This window comes from Thermotoga sp. Cell2, from assembly GCF_000789375.1.
GTDB classification, from domain to species: domain Bacteria; phylum Thermotogota; class Thermotogae; order Thermotogales; family Thermotogaceae; genus Thermotoga; species Thermotoga petrophila.
Genome location: NZ_CP003409.1, coordinates 139,875 through 157,273, shown reverse-complemented (window position 1 = coordinate 157,273; position 17,399 = coordinate 139,875). Strand labels below are relative to the sequence as shown.

The 17,399-nt window shown below is 47.1% G+C and carries 18 protein-coding genes and 2 pseudogenes; 10 read left to right on the top strand and 10 right to left on the bottom strand.

Translation table 11 applies throughout. The annotated features are described in order from the left end of the window. Nucleotides 1–3: 3 nt before the first annotated feature. Genes CELL2_RS00830 through CELL2_RS00820 form a run of 3 tightly spaced genes read right to left on the bottom strand, consistent with a single transcriptional unit; the run spans nt 4 to nt 1,899 of the window. Nucleotides 4–750 carry an ABC transporter permease gene (locus tag CELL2_RS00830; RefSeq protein WP_038033875.1) on the bottom strand — a complete coding sequence of 249 codons (747 nt, stop codon included), beginning with the start codon at nt 748–750 and terminating at the stop codon, nt 4–6. Continuing rightward, on the bottom strand, nt 740–1,537 hold the full coding sequence (locus CELL2_RS00825; protein ID WP_038033879.1) for an ABC transporter ATP-binding protein: 798 nt from the start codon (nt 1,535–1,537) through the stop codon (nt 740–742). Before CELL2_RS00825 ends, CELL2_RS00830 begins: the two co-directional genes overlap by 11 nt. Then, the gene (locus CELL2_RS00820; protein ID WP_038033882.1) at nt 1,534–1,899 is read right to left on the bottom strand and encodes a GntR family transcriptional regulator; all 366 of its coding nucleotides are present in this window, start codon (nt 1,897–1,899) and stop codon (nt 1,534–1,536) included. The genes CELL2_RS00825 and CELL2_RS00820 overlap by 4 nt, the downstream gene beginning before the upstream one ends. 122 nt (nt 1,900–2,021) lie before the next feature. On the opposite strand from CELL2_RS00820, the gene CELL2_RS00815 reads away from it, so the two are divergent. Continuing rightward, complete coding sequence (locus CELL2_RS00815) at nt 2,022–3,935, top strand: DUF1923 family maltosyltransferase (RefSeq protein ID WP_038033883.1); 1,914 nt, start codon at nt 2,022–2,024, stop codon at nt 3,933–3,935. Here the strand turns inward: CELL2_RS00815 and ylqF are convergent. The 3 genes and pseudogenes from ylqF to CELL2_RS00800 form a co-directional block, all read right to left on the bottom strand. Further along, entirely contained in the window at nt 3,898–4,686 is a 789-nt protein-coding gene (gene ylqF / locus CELL2_RS00810) for a ribosome biogenesis GTPase YlqF (protein ID WP_038033885.1), read from the bottom strand. The two genes, CELL2_RS00815 and ylqF, sit on opposite strands and share 38 nt — an antisense overlap. Then, nucleotides 4,683–6,098 (bottom strand): phospho-sugar mutase, encoded by a 1,416-nt coding sequence (locus CELL2_RS00805; RefSeq protein WP_038033886.1) that lies wholly within the window; start codon nt 6,096–6,098, stop codon nt 4,683–4,685. The genes ylqF and CELL2_RS00805 overlap by 4 nt, the downstream gene beginning before the upstream one ends. Further along, a pseudogene (locus CELL2_RS00800) lies at nt 6,095–7,893 on the bottom strand (TIGR03960 family B12-binding radical SAM protein). The gene CELL2_RS00805 and the pseudogene CELL2_RS00800 overlap by 4 nt, the downstream one beginning before the upstream one ends. 60 nt (nt 7,894–7,953) lie before the next feature. Here CELL2_RS00800 and CELL2_RS00795 point away from each other — a divergent pair. The 5 genes from CELL2_RS00795 to infB are packed head-to-tail and all read left to right on the top strand — an operon-like array spanning nt 7,954 to nt 12,334. Continuing rightward, on the top strand, nt 7,954–8,892 hold the full coding sequence (locus CELL2_RS00795) for a DNA polymerase III subunit delta' (protein ID WP_011942847.1): 939 nt from the start codon (nt 7,954–7,956) through the stop codon (nt 8,890–8,892). Then, nucleotides 8,883–9,698 carry a stage 0 sporulation family protein gene (locus CELL2_RS00790; RefSeq protein ID WP_011942846.1) on the top strand — a complete coding sequence of 272 codons (816 nt, stop codon included), beginning with the start codon at nt 8,883–8,885 and terminating at the stop codon, nt 9,696–9,698. Before CELL2_RS00795 ends, CELL2_RS00790 begins: the two co-directional genes overlap by 10 nt. Beyond that, nucleotides 9,699–9,923: a DUF2905 domain-containing protein gene (locus CELL2_RS00785; RefSeq protein WP_200877810.1), complete on the top strand. Its 225-nt coding sequence runs from the start codon at nt 9,699–9,701 to the stop codon at nt 9,921–9,923. 4 nt (nt 9,924–9,927) lie between these two features. Continuing rightward, nucleotides 9,928–10,242: a 50S ribosomal protein L7ae family protein gene (locus tag CELL2_RS00780; protein ID WP_004080915.1), complete on the top strand. Its 315-nt coding sequence runs from the start codon at nt 9,928–9,930 to the stop codon at nt 10,240–10,242. A gap of 19 nt (nt 10,243–10,261) precedes the next feature. Beyond that, the gene (gene infB / locus CELL2_RS00775) at nt 10,262–12,334 is read left to right on the top strand and encodes a translation initiation factor IF-2 (protein WP_012896043.1); all 2,073 of its coding nucleotides are present in this window, start codon (nt 10,262–10,264) and stop codon (nt 12,332–12,334) included. A gap of 93 nt (nt 12,335–12,427) precedes the next feature. Here infB and CELL2_RS00770 read toward each other — a convergent pair whose 3' ends face one another. From CELL2_RS00770 to CELL2_RS00755, 4 genes are read right to left on the bottom strand one after another with little or no spacing between them, the layout of a single operon-like run. After that, on the bottom strand, nt 12,428–13,636 hold the full coding sequence (locus tag CELL2_RS00770) for an RNA-guided endonuclease TnpB family protein (protein ID WP_039446190.1): 1,209 nt from the start codon (nt 13,634–13,636) through the stop codon (nt 12,428–12,430). Next, nucleotides 13,621–14,010 carry an IS200/IS605 family transposase gene (gene tnpA, locus CELL2_RS00765; RefSeq protein WP_039446189.1) on the bottom strand — a complete coding sequence of 130 codons (390 nt, stop codon included), beginning with the start codon at nt 14,008–14,010 and terminating at the stop codon, nt 13,621–13,623. Before tnpA ends, CELL2_RS00770 begins: the two co-directional genes overlap by 16 nt. A 23-nt stretch (nt 14,011–14,033) precedes the next feature. Further along, nucleotides 14,034–14,627, bottom strand: coding sequence for a hypothetical protein (locus CELL2_RS00760; RefSeq protein ID WP_011942842.1), 594 nt, complete (start codon nt 14,625–14,627; stop codon nt 14,034–14,036). A 5-nt stretch (nt 14,628–14,632) separates the two neighbouring features. Beyond that, on the bottom strand, nt 14,633–15,376 hold the full coding sequence (locus CELL2_RS00755; protein WP_004080909.1) for a Mut7-C RNAse domain-containing protein: 744 nt from the start codon (nt 15,374–15,376) through the stop codon (nt 14,633–14,635). Nucleotides 15,377–15,439: 63 nt separating this feature from the next. On the opposite strand from CELL2_RS00755, the gene CELL2_RS00750 reads away from it, so the two are divergent. The 4 genes and pseudogenes from CELL2_RS00750 (at nt 15,440) to CELL2_RS00740 (ending at nt 17,215) form a co-directional block, all read left to right on the top strand. Then, the gene (locus CELL2_RS00750; RefSeq protein ID WP_004080908.1) at nt 15,440–15,913 is read left to right on the top strand and encodes a peroxiredoxin; all 474 of its coding nucleotides are present in this window, start codon (nt 15,440–15,442) and stop codon (nt 15,911–15,913) included. A gap of 42 nt (nt 15,914–15,955) precedes the next feature. Beyond that, the gene (locus CELL2_RS00745) at nt 15,956–16,171 is read left to right on the top strand and encodes a hypothetical protein (RefSeq protein ID WP_004080906.1); all 216 of its coding nucleotides are present in this window, start codon (nt 15,956–15,958) and stop codon (nt 16,169–16,171) included. Between the two features lie 40 nt (nt 16,172–16,211). Beyond that, nucleotides 16,212–16,433 (top strand): annotated as a pseudogene (locus tag CELL2_RS09410) (glycosidase); the annotation flags it as partial. Between the two features lie 68 nt (nt 16,434–16,501). Then, nucleotides 16,502–17,215 carry a glycosidase gene (locus CELL2_RS00740; protein ID WP_241208693.1) on the top strand — a complete coding sequence of 238 codons (714 nt, stop codon included), beginning with the start codon at nt 16,502–16,504 and terminating at the stop codon, nt 17,213–17,215. Nucleotides 17,216–17,399: the final 184 nt, after the last annotated feature.

The following is a 17,399-nucleotide window of genomic DNA, read 5'->3' as shown; positions in this document are numbered from 1 at the left end:
CCTTCAGAAGTCTCTCGTTTTGAAACTCTTCCAAGAAAGATAAGTGAAAACAACACCGGTTAAAGTGTAGATCAGCGACGGCCAGAGAGTGAATTCACCTTTCAGAACGTAGGAGTAGGTGTTCAGAGCAGAGAGTACTCTCACGAACCCACCCAAAACGGTTGTCCCAGCAAGAAGAGCGATCGAAGCGATGAGAGGCTGCACTTGATCTGAAGAGATCACAGAGAAGAACACCGTGATGGAAAACCACAGGTAAGTCGTTATCATCTCCACAAGGAAGTATTTGAACACCAGTCCTGTATCGAGTCTTTCTCCGATGGCCCAGCTCACAGGTATTGGAACGAGCGCGAGCACAACAAGCGCTACAAAAGTGAAAACAAGAGGTGCGAAGAACTTCACGATGAAGAGCTTTTTTCTGGACAGCCTCACGAGTAAAAGTTCGATCGTTTCGTTCTCTATTTCTCTTGCAAATATGGGAAAAGCAATTATGATCGCAAGTATCGGTACAAACTGTCCGAGGTTCTTTCCGTACCACTGCGTGATGATGTAGAAATTCCACTCTGAAAGCTTCTTTATGAACTCCTCTGTGACACCGAATTTTTCAAGAAATCCTTCGGGAACGTTCTTCAACATTTCGGTGAGGGCCGGTGTGTAATCTTTCATCACCACCAGGAGCACGAACGTTCCAAGAAGGAGGAAGAACATCACAAGAAATCTCACCTTCATGTCTTTTAACTCCTTAACGATCATTTCTCTCACTCCTCACAATCGCTTCGAATATGTCTTCAAAGGTTGCTTCTTCGATCTCCACACCTTCAGGGGCTTCTTCCTTTTTCATAAGATAAACTTTTTCTCCACTTTTGAGAGTTTTCAGAAGATAGCCGTTCAGATCCTCTTTGGAAACCACAAGGCCGTAAGAGGACTTTATATCATCGAGGTTTCCTATCAGTATGATCTTTCCTTCCTTCATGATGGCAACTCTGTCTGCGATCTTTTCCACTTCTGCGAGCACATGGCTGGTGTACAGAACGGATTTGCCTTCGAAGGTGAGAGTCCTTACGTTTTCGAGCATCTCGTTTCGCACGAGGGGATCGAGTCCCCAGGTGGGTTCGTCCAGTATGTAGAGATCCACGTTCTCAGAGAAAACGAGTGAAAGGTAGAGGATCGTTCTCATACCGTGCGAGAGATTGGTTACCTTCTCGTTCAGGTCTATTCTGTACCTTTCGAGAAGTTCGAGGCAGTTTTTCTTGTTGAAGTCCTTCCCTATCTTCTCGAAGAGATCGATGATCTCTTTCACTCTGAGATACGAATAGATCTTCTTCTCCTCCGGTAGATAAGTGAACGTGCCGTTCAGTTCGATCTCTCCGGAGTCTTTCTTTCTCAAACCTGTGATGCACTTCAGAGTCGTTGTTTTACCGGCACCGTTTGGACCGAGTATGGCAAAGATCTCTCCTTTTTCCACTTCGAAACTGATGCCGTCCACGGCCGCTTTTTCCCCGTAGAACTTTCTGAGATCTTTCACCTTGAGGATCATCATTCATCACCTCTGTAGATTTCTTCTGTTATTTTCAGAATCCTCTCCAGTGGAATACCCGCTTTCTTGCAGTCTTCGATCTTCTTCTTGAGTTCTGTTTCAAGCTGTGTTCGGATCTTTTCCAAGTTTACTTTTGAGACGACGTAGCCCTCTCCTCTTCTCACTTCTAAAACTCCTTCCCGGACGAGCTCTCTGTAAGCGCGGGCGACGGTGTTCAGGTTCACACCGAGGTCTTCCGCAAGAGATCTTATGGAAGGCACGAACTCACCTTCTTTCAGTTTTCCCGACAGGATCAGAAGTTTTATCTTTTCCTTTATTTGTTCATAGATGGGTTTTGAGGAGTGAAAGTCGATCTTGAACCACAAGACCACCACCTCACTGTAATATTATACTATTACACTACTCTCAGAACCAAGTTCTGTCTTGCGTGTTTTGTTGCGTTTTGTTAAAATAGATGATGAAATCAATTAAATCAGGAGGGATGATCGTGCTTTTGAGAGAGATAAACCGATACTGCAAAGAAAAAGCCACCGGAAAGAGAATCTACGCAGTTCCAAAGCTGTGGATACCGAGTTTCTTCAAAAAGTTCGATGAAAAATCCGGCAGGTGCTTCGTCGATCCTTACGAACTCGGAGCCGAGATCACCGACTGGATTTTGAATCAGTCCAGAGAGTGGGATTATTCCCAGCCTATTTCATTTCTTAAGGGCGAGAAAACACCGGACTGGATTAAGCGTTCCGTCGTTTATGGATCCCTTCCTAGGACCACCGCGGCGTACAATCACAAGGGTTCTGGATACTACGAAGAGAACGACGTTCTTGGTTTCAGAGAAGCGGGAACGTTCTTCAAGATGATGCTGCTTCTTCCGTTCATCAAAAGTCTCGGTGCGGACGCTATCTATTTGCTTCCCGTGAGTAGAATGAGCGATCTCTTCAAGAAGGGAGACGCTCCTTCACCGTACTCCGTGAAGAACCCGATGGAACTCGATGAGAGGTACCATGATCCTCTCCTCGAACCTTTCAAGGTGGATGAAGAGTTCAAGGCTTTTGTGGAAGCGTGTCACATCCTTGGAATCAGGGTGATTCTCGATTTCATTCCGAGAACGGCCGCCAGAGACTCTGACCTCATAAGAGAACATCCGGACTGGTTCTACTGGATAAAGGTGGAGGAACTTGCAGATTACACTCCTCCAAGGGCCGAGGAACTTCCGTTCAAGGTGCCGGACGAGGACGAACTCCAGATCGTATACAGCAAAGAAAATGTGAAAAGACACCTCAAAAAGTTCACACTTCCTCCGAATCTGATCGACCCTCAAAAGTGGGAGAAAATAAAAAGAGAAGAGGGGAACATTCTGGAGTTGATTGTGAAAGAATTTGGAATCATCACTCCTCCAGGATTTTCCGATTTGATCAACGATCCACAACCTACATGGGATGATGTCACGTTTTTGAGGTTGTACTTGGATCACCCGGAGGCTTCGAAAAGATTTCTCGAGCCGAACCAGCCTCCCTACGTTCTCTACGACGTAATAAAGGCGAGCAAATTTCCTGGAAAAGAGCCGAACAGAGAGCTCTGGGAGTACCTCGCGGGCGTGATACCACATTACCAGAAAAAATACGGAATAGACGGTGCAAGACTCGATATGGGGCACGCACTTCCCAAAGAACTTCTTGACCTCATAATAAAGAACGTGAAGGAGTACGATCCCGCATTTGCGATGATCGCAGAGGAGCTGGACATGGGGAAGGACAAAGTATCGAAGGAAGCGGGATATGACGTGATCCTGGGAAGTAGCTGGTACTTTGCGGGAAGAGTGGAGGAAATAGGAAAACTCCCTGAAATCGCCGAAAAGCTCGTTCTTCCTTTCCTCGCCTCCGTTGAGACTCCCGACACACCGCGCATTGCCACAAGAAAGTACGCTTCCAAGATGAAAAAACTGGCACCGTTTGTAACCTACTTTCTACCGAACTCTATTCCCTATGTGAACACGGGACAGGAGATTGGAGAGAAACAGCCCATGAACCTGGGGCTGGACACGGATCCAAACCTGAGAAAAGTCCTCTCCCCAACCGACGAGTTTTTCGGGAAACTCGCATTTTTCGACCACTACGTTCTCCACTGGGACAGCCCGGACAGAGGAATCTTGAGCTTCATCAAAAAACTGATAAAGGTGCGCCAGCAGTTCCTCGATTTTGTCCTCAACGGAAAGTTTGAAAACCTCACAACGGAAGATCTCGTCATGTACTCTTACGAGAGAAACGGACAAAAGATCATCGTCGCCGCAAATGTTGGAAAAGAGCCAAAAGAGATCACCGGCGGAAGGGTTTGGAACGGAAAGTGGAGTGATGAAGAGAAGGTAGTCCTCAAACCCCTTGATTTTGTTCTTGTTGTACAGGAGTGATATCTTCAGGGCGTTCGAAGGAAACGCACCCTGCTTTTCCCTGAGCCACTTCTGTGAAAAAAAGCATCAAAGCTCTTTCTATATCGGGGACTCCTCCTTTTTTGAGGAGTCCTCTTTTTCTCGCAAAGTCCTCGAAGAACTCGCTGAACGATGATGCTATTCTGACATTTTGAGCGAATATCTCAAAGGCCCTTTCGAAGATCCTCTGATCTTCTATTCTCTCCACTGGTAGGCTTCCCACAAGAAGGAGCTTCGCTGCGAGGTCTTCACTGAAGATGTTCTTGTAGAGAATACCGGGTGTGTCCAGAATCTTCACGCCGTTCTCCAGGGAGAACCACTGGATACCCTTTGTAACGCCAGGCTGTGCTCCAACAGAGCTCGCCCTTTTTCCTTTCAGCTTGTTTATGATCGTTGATTTTCCCGTGTTTGGAACACCAACGATCAGAACGCGGGCAAGTCTGTCGAAGGAGAGCTTCTTCAGGAGGACCTTCCTTGGTTCATCTTTGTGAGTGGTGATCACTCTTTTTCCCTGTTTTTTGAAGAACTCCACCCACTTCTTCGTTGTTTCCTCGTCTGCTATGTCCACTTTGTCCAGAAGGATGATCGTTTCTTTCCTGGAGAAGTCCACACCGTACGCCGATGTGGCAAAGGGGGCCCGCGCGTCGCGGACCTCCACCACCGTGTTCACAAGTTTCAGAAGATCCCTTATCTGCCGTTTTGCTTTCTCTATATGACCGGGATACCAGCTCACAGTTTCAGAATCTCCTCTATTTTCTTCTCGTTCTCCCTGATCAATTCTTCTGCTTCTTCTCTCGTATCTCCCCTTACGTGGATGTAAACCTTGAGCTTCGGTTCTGTTCCCGAAGGTCTCACGAAGATTCTTGATTTTTCAAAGACAAAGGCTATGGTCTCGTTTGGAATAACGTTTCCGCAACCCTTTGAGTAGTCGATGATATCGTTGCGAGTTTTGAGGGATTCGTATATTTTGATCGCTTTTTCGACATCTTCAACTTTGAAATTGATGAGCTTTTCCATGTAGTACCCGTGCTTCTGGTAGAGTTCTTCGAGCTTCTCGTAAGGATCGTGGTTGCTGAAGGCAATTGCGGAGAGCACACTGCCCACCACACCGTCTTTGTCCCTCGCGTGGGTTCCTGCAAGGTACCCACAGCTTTCTTCGAAACCGAAGACGAAGTTCCTGTCACCCTTTCTGCTGTGTTCCTCTATCAAGTGGCCTATGAACTTGAATCCAGTCGGCGTTTCTTCCAGGAAGGCACCTTTCTCTTCGCAGATCGGTCTCACCATGTCCGTTGTAACGATCGTCTTTATCACAAGGGGATTTTCCACCTTCACATAATCCAGGAGAAAGTCCGTGAGAAGGACACCTACTTGATTTCCTGTGAGTCTCCGTCCTCTGAAGACTACTCCCACTCTATCGCAGTCCGGGTCTGTGGCGAGTCCCAGAGTGGCTCCTTTTTTGTTCAAAAGAACAAGCGCTTCATCTTCCTCGGGATTAGGTGTGGGTGCGGTTGAGAAGTTCGGATCAGGTTTCATCTGCTCTTCTACGAGTCTGACTTTGAATCCAAGCCTCTTCAGGACCTCAGGCACGTAGTTTGCTCCTGTTCCGTGAAGCGGAGAGTAGGCGATATCCAGATCGGTCTTCATCGGAAGATTTGAAACAAGCTCAAGCACAGTATTTATGTAGCTCTCTTTCACTTCAGGTGGCACGAACTTGATTTCTCCCTCTTTCACACGGGAGGTATCGACTTTTTTGTATATCTCTGTGATTTCGTCTGTGTATTCGGGTATCGCCTGTACACCGTTCCAGGTGTAGACCTTGTAGCCGTTGTATTCCGGAGGATTGTGGCTTGCGGTGACGACCACACCTCCACCCGCTTTCATGTATCTCACGGCGAAGGAAAGAACCGGTGTCGGGGTAGGTTCAGGGAAAACGTAGGCTTCCAAACCTTCACCGGCGAAAACTCTGCCGGCCAGCTCTGCGAATTCTCTGGAATTCTTTCTCGTGTCGTAAGCAATCACCACGCTTTTCTGGCCTTTCTCTTTCAGCCAGAGGGCGGTGCTCAGAGAGGCTCTTTTCACCGTTTCTTCGTCGAATTCCCCTTTCCTCATCACGCCTCGAATTCCACCCGTTCCGAACAGAATCATCCTCTCTCACCTCCGAAAAGAACGTTTTTAACTCCAAATCTAAAACATACACCGCACAGATAACACCTGTTCCATCTACAGTCGTCTGTGGTTTCTCCCTTGATTGCTTTTCTGTACTCCTCTTTCAGAAACTCCTTTGTTACTCCCATGTCTATGTGGTCCCATGGGAGGTCTTCAGAAGGATCGATCTCTCTGAGATAGTCCTTGGGATCTATTCCCGTTTCATCGAAAGCTTTTTCCCACAGATCGAATCTGAACATCTCACTCCATTCGTCGAAGAGTGCTCCCAGTTCGTGTGCCTTCACTATGAGATTCAGAAGTTTTCTGTCACCCCTTGAGAAAACTCCTTCAAGAAGACTCATTCTTGGATCGTGATAGGAAATTTCTGCGAATTTTTTTGCTCTTTTCAGTGTTCTGATCCTTTCGTGCGCTTCTTCAGGAGAGATCTGCCTCGCAAACTGAAAGGGCGTGTGCGGTTTTGGAACGAACACGGAGACGGAAGCGGAAACTTCTTTGAAGCCGAGTCTCTTCACTTTCTCTAAGAGTTCGACCATCTCTTCGAGATCTTCATTCGTCTCTCCAGGAAGTCCCATCATGAAGTAGAGTTTCACACGTCTCCAGCCGGATTTTTTCGCGGCTTCGAGCGTTGCGAAGATATCTTCTTCACTTATGTTCTTGTTGATAATGTTTCTCAACCGCTGTGTAGATGCTTCGGGTGCGAAGGTGAGGCCTGTTTTTCTCACGGAGGCAATTCTCCCGGCGATCTCCACACCGAACCTGTCCATCCTCGTGGATGGTATGGATACGGCGATCTTCTTTTCTGAGTATCTTTTCAAAAGTTCGGATACTATCTCCCCTATCTGAGTGTGATCCATCGTCGAGAGAGAAAGGAGGGATACTTCTTCATAGCCGGTGTTTTTCAGCATTTCTTCGACATTTTCGAGGATGTTCTCGAGGGATCTTTCTCTCACAGGTCTGTAATAAACGCTCGCATGGCAGAATCTGCATCCCCTCGTGCATCCTCTCGCGACCTCTATGATGGCTCTGTCGTGGACTGATTCGACGTTCGGCACGATCTTCTTCACCGGAACGGGTTGGGAGTTCAAATCTTTCACGACTCTTCTTTTTATGGTCTGAGGATATTCCGGTGAAACTGGAACTATCTTTTTCCTTTCTGCTCGTAGAACGCTGGAACGTAAACCCCTTCGATCTTGGAGAGTTCTTTCCAGATCGTTTCTCTTTCTTCTCCCTTCGTTTCTTTCAACACCTGAGCGATTTCAAGGATCGCTTCCTCACCATCACCAATGAGAATCGCATCGAAAAATCCGTAGATCGGTTCGGGATTCGAAGAGCACGGACCTCCACCGAGAACAATGGGATCTTTCCTCTTTCTCTCCCAGAAGAAGAGGGGTATTCTGGAGAGTTTCAAAACCTCTATGACGTTGGTGTACGAGAGTTCGTACTCCAGAGAGATTCCAACGGCATCCATCTGATAGAGTGGTGTGTAGGACTCCATAGTGTAAAGGGGGATATCCTTTTCTTTCATGCGCTCTATCATGTCGATCCAGGGAAGATAGCTCCGCTCCGCCCAAACGTCCGGTTGTTCGTTCAAAATGTGGTACAGTATCTCAAGACCGTGGTTTGAAGTACCTACCTCGTAAGTGTCGGGAAAAACGAGGGCTATCCGGAGGGAAACCTCCTCTGGATCTTTCACAACGCTGTTGATTTCTCTTCCTATGTATCTACTCGGTTTTCTAACCCAGGGAAGTGTTTCATTCAAGAATTTTAGAATCATCCTTTCACCTCAGTTTTGATTTTATCATTGGTTGTTATAATTAGAAGGCGAGGTGAGATCATGAACGATTTGATCAGAAAGTACGCTAAAGATCAACTGGAAATTTTGAAAAGGATCATAGAAAAGTCTGAAGGAATATCCATTCTCATAAACGGAGAAGATCTCTCGTATCCGAGAGAAGTATCCCTTGAACTTCCCGAGTACGTGGAGAAATTTCCCCCGAAGGCCTCGGATGTTCTGGAGGTAGATCCCGAGGAGGAGAACATAGGTATAGACGAAATCAGAACGATAAAGGACTTCCTGAACTACAGCCCTGAACTCTACACGAGAAAGTACGTGATAGTCCACGACTGTGAAAGAATGACCCAGCAGGCGGCGAACGCGTTCTTGAAAACCCTTGAAGAACCGCCAGAATACGCTGTGATCGTTCTGAACACCCGCCACTGGCATTATCTACTGCCGACGATAAAGAGCCGAGTGTTCAGAGTGGTTGTGAACGTTCCAAAGGAGTTCAGAGATCTCGTGAAAGAGAAAATAGGCGATTTCTGGGAGGAACTTCCGCTCCTTGAGAGAGACTTCAAAACGGCTTTCGAAGCCTACAAACTTGGTGCGGAAAAACTTTCTGGATTGATGGAAAGTCTCAAAGTTTTGGAGACGGAAAAACTCTTAAAGAAAGCCCTTTCAGAAGGACTCGAGGGTTATCTCGCGTGTAGGGAGCTTCTGGAGAGATTTTCAAAGGTGGAATCGAAGGAATTCTTTGCGCTTTTTGACCAATTAACCAACACGATAACGGGAAAAGACTCATTTCTTTTGATCCAGAGACTGACAAGAATTGTCCTTCACGAAAACACCTGGGAAAGCGTTGAAGATCAAAAAAGCGTGTCTTTCCTCGATTCAATTCTCAGGGTGAAAATAGCGAATCTGAACAACAAACTCACTCTGATGAATATTCTCGCGATACACAGAGAGAGAAAGAGAGGTGTCAACGCTTGGAGCTGAAGGCAAGGGCAGTGGGAGTGGAGATAATACCAAAGGGTAAGATAATTTACTACTCTGTACCCAACGGTGATGAGTACGAGAGAGGAGACCTCGTTCTGGTTCTGGGAGATTTCGGACTTGAAGTTGGGAAAGTACTGATACCTCCCAGGGAAGTGGTCATAGACGAGGTGGGGTACGAACTCAAGGCTGTCATCAGAAAGCTGACGGATGAAGATCTAGAACAGTACAGAAAGAATGTAGAAGATGCGTGGAATGCTTTCCAGATTTGCAGGCAGAAAATAAAAGAACACGGTCTTCCCATGAAGCTTCTCTACGCCAAGTACACCTTCGATAGAACGAGGCTCATCTTTTTCTTCAGTGCGGAAGGAAGGGTTGATTTCAGAGAGCTTGTAAGGGACCTCGCAAAGATCTTCAAAACGAGGATAGAGTTGAGACAGGTCGGTGTTAGGGATGAGATGAAGTTCTTTGGAGGCCTCGGATTGTGCGGACTTCCGACCTGCTGTTCCACATTTCTCAGGGATTTCTCCAGTGTTACATTGAAGCACGCAAAGAAGCAGCAGATGATGATCAACCCAGCGAAGATATCCGGACCATGCAGAAGGCTTCTGTGCTGTCTTACCTACGAATACGATTTCTACGAAAAGGAGCTGGAGGGAATTCCTGACGAAGGGAGCACGATCACCTACGAAGGAAAGCGCTACAAAGTCGTGAACGTGAACGTGTTTCTCAGGACGGTGACTCTCTTCTCGGAACAGGAAGGGGAAATGATCAAGTTGCCGTTCGATTATTTCAGGAAGGGGGAATGAATGGTGTTCCAGGGGATCGGGAAGTTTCTGATCCTCATGGGATTGATTCTTGTGGCCTTTGGGGTTCTTCTGATTTTGTTCGAAAGGATCCCGTTCCTGGGAAAGCTTCCCGGCGACATAGTGATAAAAAGGAAGAATTTCGTCTTTTACTTCCCGCTGATGACCAGTTTGATCATCAGTCTCTTAGTTTCCTTCATTCTCTATCTGATCTCACGTATGAGGTGATAGAATGGAGGACCAGATCAGAAGAAAGGTTTACAGCTACATAGGTTTCGCTGTTAGAGCCAGAAAGATCGTCTTTGGTAAGGAACGAATAAGGGCTTACATAAGGTCACCGAGGGAAAAAAAGCTCATAATCATAGCGGAAGATACCAGTGAAAGGATGAAGAGGGACACGATCATGAGGTGCGAGAACAAGAAAGTCCCTTATGTTATCATGTTCAGCAAAGAGGAACTGGGAAGGTTGCTCGACAAACCCGCTGTTTCGGTGATAGGTCTTGAAGAGGACAATCTGATAGATGCCATTTTGGGGATGGTAAAATAGACAGGGCGAGGTGATAGAAATGGCCAGACTGAGAGTTTACGAGTTAGCCAGAAAACTGAACATGTCACCAAAAGAACTTCTTCAGGAACTGGAAGAGCTCGGCGTGAACGTGAAGAGCCATATGAGTTATGTGGACGAAGAAATGGCGAATATCATCATAGATCTTTTGGAAGAAGATAACCGGAAAGCCAAGCAGCCTTCCAAGCCAAAGAAAGAAAAGGGAGAAGAGGAAGTAGAAAAAGAGGTCGTCGAAAAGAAAAAGAAGAAAAAGATCACTTTGAAGCCAGACGAACTCAAGCTCGATATCATCGCGGAGAAAATAGGTGTTCCACAAAACAAGATCATCCAAGACATGTTTGTCAAGAGAGGAATCGCGTTGAGACCCGGTCAGATCCTGAAGCTTGAGGAAGTAGAACAGATCCTCAAGGAGTACAAGATCGAGATAGAGATAGAGGAAGAACAGCAAACTTCAGTGGAAGAAGTTGACGAATTTGAACTTCTGGAAAAGAGATACCAGGAGCTCTACGAAAAAGAGAAGGACAAACTCGTTCCAAGGCCTCCTGTTGTAACGGTCATGGGACACGTCGATCATGGAAAGACTACGCTCCTCGACAGGATCAGATCCACAAGAGTTGCCGAAAGGGAAGAGGGAGGAATAACGCAGTCCATAGGTGCGTATCAGGTGGAGGTCAATGGGAAAAAGATCACCTTCATAGACACACCCGGCCACGAGCTCTTCACCGAGATGCGTGCAAGAGGAGCTCAGGCGACGGACATAGTGGTTCTCGTCGTGGCGGCGGACGATGGCGTGATGCCACAGACGATAGAGGCCTACAACCATGCCAAGGCCGCCAACGTGCCGATCATCGTGGCGATAAACAAGATCGACAAGCCAAACGCTAACGTGGAAAAGACGAAGCAGGAGCTCGTAGAAAAGCTGGGACTCATCCCCGAAGAGTGGGGTGGAGACACGATAGTAGTTCCCATATCAGCAAGAACCGGTCAGGGAGTCGATGAACTGCTGGAGATGATCCTTCTCGTCGCGGAGATGAACGAGATAAAGTGTTACCCCGAAGGACCCGCGAGGGCCGTGATCATAGAGTCCAAACTGGACAAGAAGATGGGACCCGTTGCGAGTGCGATCGTGAAAGATGGTGTTCTGAAGGTTGGAGACGCGGTAGTTGCTTCGAATACGTACGGAAGAGTTAGGAATCTCTTCGACGACAACATGAGACCCATCAGAGAAGCCTATCCATCTCAGCCCGTTATGATCCTCGGCTTCGAAGATGTTCCCGACGTGCACTCCAACGTCTACGTGGTTGAAAGCGCAGAAAAAGCCAAAGAGATCGTGGAAAAGAGACTGCAAAGGCTCGAAGCCCAAAAACAATCGAGGAAGCACATAAACCTCGAGGAGCTCATGAAGATGATGCAGGAGAAGGAAAAGAAGGTGCTCAATCTCATTCTGAAGGCGGACACGTACGGCTCTGTGGCTGCTTTGAAGAATGCGATAAACAAGCTCCAGTCCAAAGAAATCGAGTTGAACATAGTTCACGCTGGAGTGGGTGAGATCAGTACAAGCGACGTGATGCTCGCCGCTGCGGTGGATGGAGTCATCCTCGGTTTCAGGGTGAAGGTGAACAACCAGGCGAGAAGACTCGCGGAGCAGGAAGGCGTCGATGTCAGAACTTACTCCATCATATACAAACTCGTCGAAGATCTGAAGCTCGCACTCGAAGGTATGCTGGAGCCAGAGGAAGTTGAAGAAGTCATCGGTCATGGCGAGATAAGAAAGGTCTTCAAGATATCCAAAGTAGGAAAAGTGGCGGGAGTTCAAATGCTCGATGGTAAAGCCGACAGGAACGGTTTTGTGAGAATCTACAGAAACGGACAGCTCGTTTTCGAAGGAAAAATAGAGAGTTTGAAACACTACAAAGAGGACGTCAACGTAGTTGAAGCACCGCAGGAGTGTGGAATAAAGTTCGCGGGATTCGACGATATACAGGAAGGAGACGAATTGGAGTTCTACGTGATAAGAAAGGTGAAGAGAAAGCCGACTTTCGTGGAGGAACAGGCAGATCAAGAACAAAAATGAAGGGGCGAAAGCCCCTTCTTTATTCAATCGTTTCTACTCTCACGTTTTGACCTCCTCCCAATCCCCTGAAGGGGATGGGACTTTTGGTGGCTCTCAGGCCACCTTCCATGGAGCCAAAGATGCTCCATGGCCACAGAGGTGTGGATGAAACCTCACACCTCTGACGGGGGCCAAGCCCGCTACTACCTGGCCTGTGCCAGGATACCTTTTCCAGATGTTGATTGCTCCAACTCCGTCCCTGTGATACTCAAAACCACAGGCTTTGCAGTGGTATCTTCTTCCATTCGGCTTGTTCTTTGCACCACAGACAGGACACGTCTTGCTTGTATTCGCTTCTGAGATGAGTTTCACTTCGATTCCGAACTGCTCTGCTTTGTACCTTATCATCTCGATGAGTTTTCTGAACTGCCACTGGTGGATCTTCTGGTTCGCGTTGTCGCTGTAGTCCGCTCTTTCTCTGATCCCTGTGACGTCTCCTATCACGATGGTTCTGATTTGCTTTCTGAGGCACAGTCCGATGAAGTTACTTGTGATCTTGTGCATGATGTCGTTGATCTGGTTTCTGAGCCGTCTCAGGACTCTTTTCTTTGCACGAACAAGCTTGTTGTACCTTCTTGATCCCTTCTTGCACTCTGCTATGGCAGACTGAAAACTTGCAAGGCGTTTGTTTCGATAGCGAAGAGTGCTGCTGAGGACTCCTCCGTGGTAGCTGATGACTTCTTTTCCATCAAAGCACGTAATGGGACGGAGCACTCCAAGGTCGACCGCCATAACACCAGAGCCAGCATTCTTCTCTTCAATCTCCACCTCTATCGCAAGGTGGAGATAGTATCCATCTTCAAAGACAAGTCTTGCCTGTTTGATGCGAAGGGGAGGTTTGAGAGGTGTTTGTACAACAAATGATTCTCGTTCTTTGCCCAAAGACAGTCTTAGGGTACCGTCTGGCAGAAGTTTTACAGCGCTTTCTTTCCATATGAACGGCAGATAGCGTTTTTTCTTGTAGGGAGGTTTTGCATCTGGATTCTTTTTGGTTGCTTTGAAGTACCCTTTGAGGGCTTGAAAGTAGAGCTGAACAAATGCCTGCTTTGAGTGGACGTGGATTTTGATGTTTTCTGCCCAGCGGAGGATGTATTTGTCTGCGGCAGGCCAGGACAGCCAGAAGCCTTTCTTTCGGTGTATCTTTCGCACAATAGACATCGTTTTGTTGTAGATTCTTGCTGCAGTGCGGTTGAGTTCTTCGCATGTTTGACTCAGGTGTCCTGGTACGGCGAGTTTGTAGGTTCGTATCACACGTCTTGACATTCCTCGATGTACCTCCTGATAGTTTCTTCAGAAACATTACCGGCTGTTCCAACGTAGTAACTTCGAGCCCAAAGGCCCTCTTTGGTTCTAAGCTCTGGAAATTTCTCCAGCAGTTTCCTCGCTGAAACGCCCTTGAACAGGTTTGCTATCTCAGCCGGTGAAAATCTTGGAGGCGCCGATACAAACAAATGAACATGATCAGGCTGAATAGAGAGGGCCAGTATTTCTATTCCGTGTTGTTTTGCTGTGTTGCGGAGTATTCGTTCAAGTTCTTCAGCTATGGAGCCGACCAGGATTTTTCTGCGGTATTTAGGTATCCACACAAAATGATAGTTCAGATTATAATGACTCCACCTTGTCTTCTTGATATGCATACCTATCACCCCATTCAATTATATCATAAGATAATTAACACCACAACAAACCTATCCCCCTGAAGGGGAATAGCTTGCGTGGTTGGGGTTCTGTCACTCAATTTGAAACTACTGTTTTCCGCTATCTTCATGTCTATACTTCCTGCGAACTTGTGAAGAGATATACCGCACTCTGAGAAAATCACGTAGAAACTTTTCTTTCCATCTTCGGACAGTCTGAAGTACACTCTTCCCTCTGCAGATCCTTCTCTCTTCAGGTTACACTCAAGGATAAAGTTCGTCCACTCTCCTGGAGTGAAAACTCCACGGTCTATGATCACTTTGAGGACCTTGCCTATGGTTTTATCTGCTTGTACTCCTTCTTCAACGTGTGGAGCCTTTCCAAGTACCTTCCAGGGCCCAAACGGGGCAACCTGACCCTGGCCGTAAGCTTCAAAATCTTCAAAGAAATCCTCTGTTCCCGTTGGTTCCACTACCTTGAAACCGAGGTCCACCTTCGGCATTTCGACATCCACTTTGGGAAGAGGCACCGGCACCTGAACCCTCGATTCACAGCTGGTTCCCATCATGAGAAGCAGGGAAGCGGTCACCAGAAAAAGTAAGAAAAGTATTTTCATGTTAATCATCCCTTATTTATGTTCGATTTTATGAACTCCACCATGTGATCGTAGTGCGACCCTTTCCAGTAGATTCTTCCACACACCGGACAGCGAGCGAACTCGTTGAAGAATCCATAGACTTTTGGAGGAACTCTGTTTTTCACAGCTTCTTTTGGTACTTCTTCGAGTTCCACACCACATTCGATACATCGGGTGAAGGGTTTCATCCACTTCTTCAGATCGTATCTTTCCACCACCTCCACCAGTTGTTCCTTCGGATCCGTGTTTCTCACGTAGTAACCGAAGACGAGCTCTTTTCTTTTCAAAAGACCCGTGTCTCTGGACAGAAGGATAGCTTTCTTTTTCACCGCCATCCAGCAGAGTTTTTCGTCGCTTTCTTCACCAAAAACCGCTTCAAAACCCAGCATTCTGAGAAGCCGTGCCAATTTTCCAAGGTGTATATCGAGCACAAAACGGGGTTCACCTATGTATCTGGGAGTGACGAGCCAGTCTTCAGGAATTTCTATGTTCTGGAACTCTGGATACACAAAGAAGAGTTCTCCATCTTCCACCATATGATCGAAGCCGACCGGTTTTCCGTTCAGTGTGATGAGGCTCACTTCCACATGTGGAACTCCAAGGGCTTCTATTCTGTCCTTCACCGTCTGAAAACCCGTGAAGCGATGAGTTTTTATTCTTTCACTATTTCTGAAGAAATCGTTCAATCTACCGAAAAACCTGAAAAAGGCTATTTTTTCGTATTTCATAGATGATCCCCTTTCGTGGTAGAATTCTAATGGGTAAGTTCAGCCTAACTGGAGGTGGTTTTCATGTTGAAGTCAGGCGATAAGGCGATCGATTTTGAGCTGGTGAACACCGATTTGAAAATGGTGAAACTCTCCGATTTTTCTGGAAAGAACGTTGTGCTTGCTTTCTATCCAGGAGCGTTCACGAGTGTTTGTGAGAAAGAACTCTGCACGTTCAGGGATTCTCTCTCCAAGTTTAACAGACTCAACGCGGTGGTTCTTGGAATCAGCGTGGACAGTCCGTTCGCAAACAAGGCCTTCGCTGAGAAAAACCACATCACGTTCGATCTGCTCTCCGACTTCGGCGGAAGGGTGGCTTCACAGTACGGTGGTGTCCACGAGAACTTTCTGAATATCCCCGGCTACACCGCTGCGAAGAGGGCTGTTTACGTGGTAGACGGAGGCGGAACGATAGTTTATTCCTGGGTTTCCGAAGATCCAGGTAAGGAACCACCCTACGAAGAAATAGAAGAAGCGCTCGAGCGTCTTTCAAAATAAACATCTCGATGATTTTTCCGATAAGAAAATAGGGGTGATACCATGAGAGTAGAAGGGATCGGCTACAACCCCGTTTATCAAAGTTATGCTCAGCAGCGCACTACCCCCGTTTCAACAGCTGGTAGTTCTCCTGTCATGACAAAAGAGCAGATGGAGCAGATACTCTTCTTCTCCCTTTATCAGCAAACGGGTCTGAACGTGAAGCTCGTGAGAATTGCAGGAGAACTCTACGGAAAGATGATGGACCAGCTGGCCTGAAGGGGACCTCCCCTTCAGGTTTCAAGGGGGGAAATAGGAGATGGTGGAAGAGCTCCTCGGAAAAGCACTGGCACGAAAAAGATCCCTGAGGAAAGATGAGACGATCGATGTGTTCAATCGGGTGACTTACTTTTTCCCAAAAGATTTCGTCATCACGAACTATCCCAGAAATCCGGTGGCTGTGTTCAATCCTGGAGCGGTTCTCGTTGGCAAAGCACTTCATGTTTTTCCCCGTTTGATTTTCGATTACTACAAGTACGTTTCGTCTATTGGTCATTTTATAGTGAACATCGACGATCTGTTGAATGGAGAAGTAAAAAACCATTGGAAATGGAAGTTGTATTCTGGCCGAGAGATATTCAGGAGTTTCTGGGGTGCGAAGATCCGAGGGTGTTCTTCAGAAATTCCCGTTTCGAGCTTCTCTACACAGCGAAAGGATACAAAGACTGGTCACAGGAAGGAAAGCCCCACACCGATTTTCTTGCGTACGCCGTTCTCGATGAGGATCTGAACCTGATTGAGAAGAGATACATATCGATAAAAAGTACGCTGGGTGAGTATGTGCCGGTTTCCATGAAAGACAGTTCTTTTGTGGAGTCGAACGTTATCTTGACGAGATTGACGGTTGGTGATGCCAAGGTCTGCTGGAGAGGAAGGCTCGAAGGAAGTTACATAGATCTGTATTCGCTCGATCCCGTCTTTTTCCCGGAAGAGTGGGAGACGAAAGTTGGATGGTCAACGAACACTGTTGAAGTGAAGGAAGGTTATCTGGTGGGATGGCACGCTGTTCTCAAAGATCTCACCTACAAAAACGGTCTGGCACTCGTGGATGGCAGGGGAAGGCTCCTCGGTACCACGAATTACGTTCTCTCACCAAAAGGTGTGATTGAGGAGTACGGAGACAGAATAAGGGTGATATTCGGGTGTGGGCTCGTCGTCTATGAAGGAAGAGTGATATGGATAGGCGGTGTTTCCGATTGGGCGATAGGTGTTTTTGAGACGAGTGAAAGAGAGATCATGAATTTAATGAAAGAAGCAACATGAATTTAACAGTGCGGTGGTATCGTATCTTTGTGAGGTGAGACAATGGGTAGTTTCGTACTCTTTGAGCAAGGAATTCTCAGCGATATGATAATGTGCACTACGATCAAAAGCCGGCCCCTCGAAGGACCGGGAGTTTTCGTGTGAGCAGTGAGACTGAAATCGAGGGGCCGGCCGGATGGTCGGC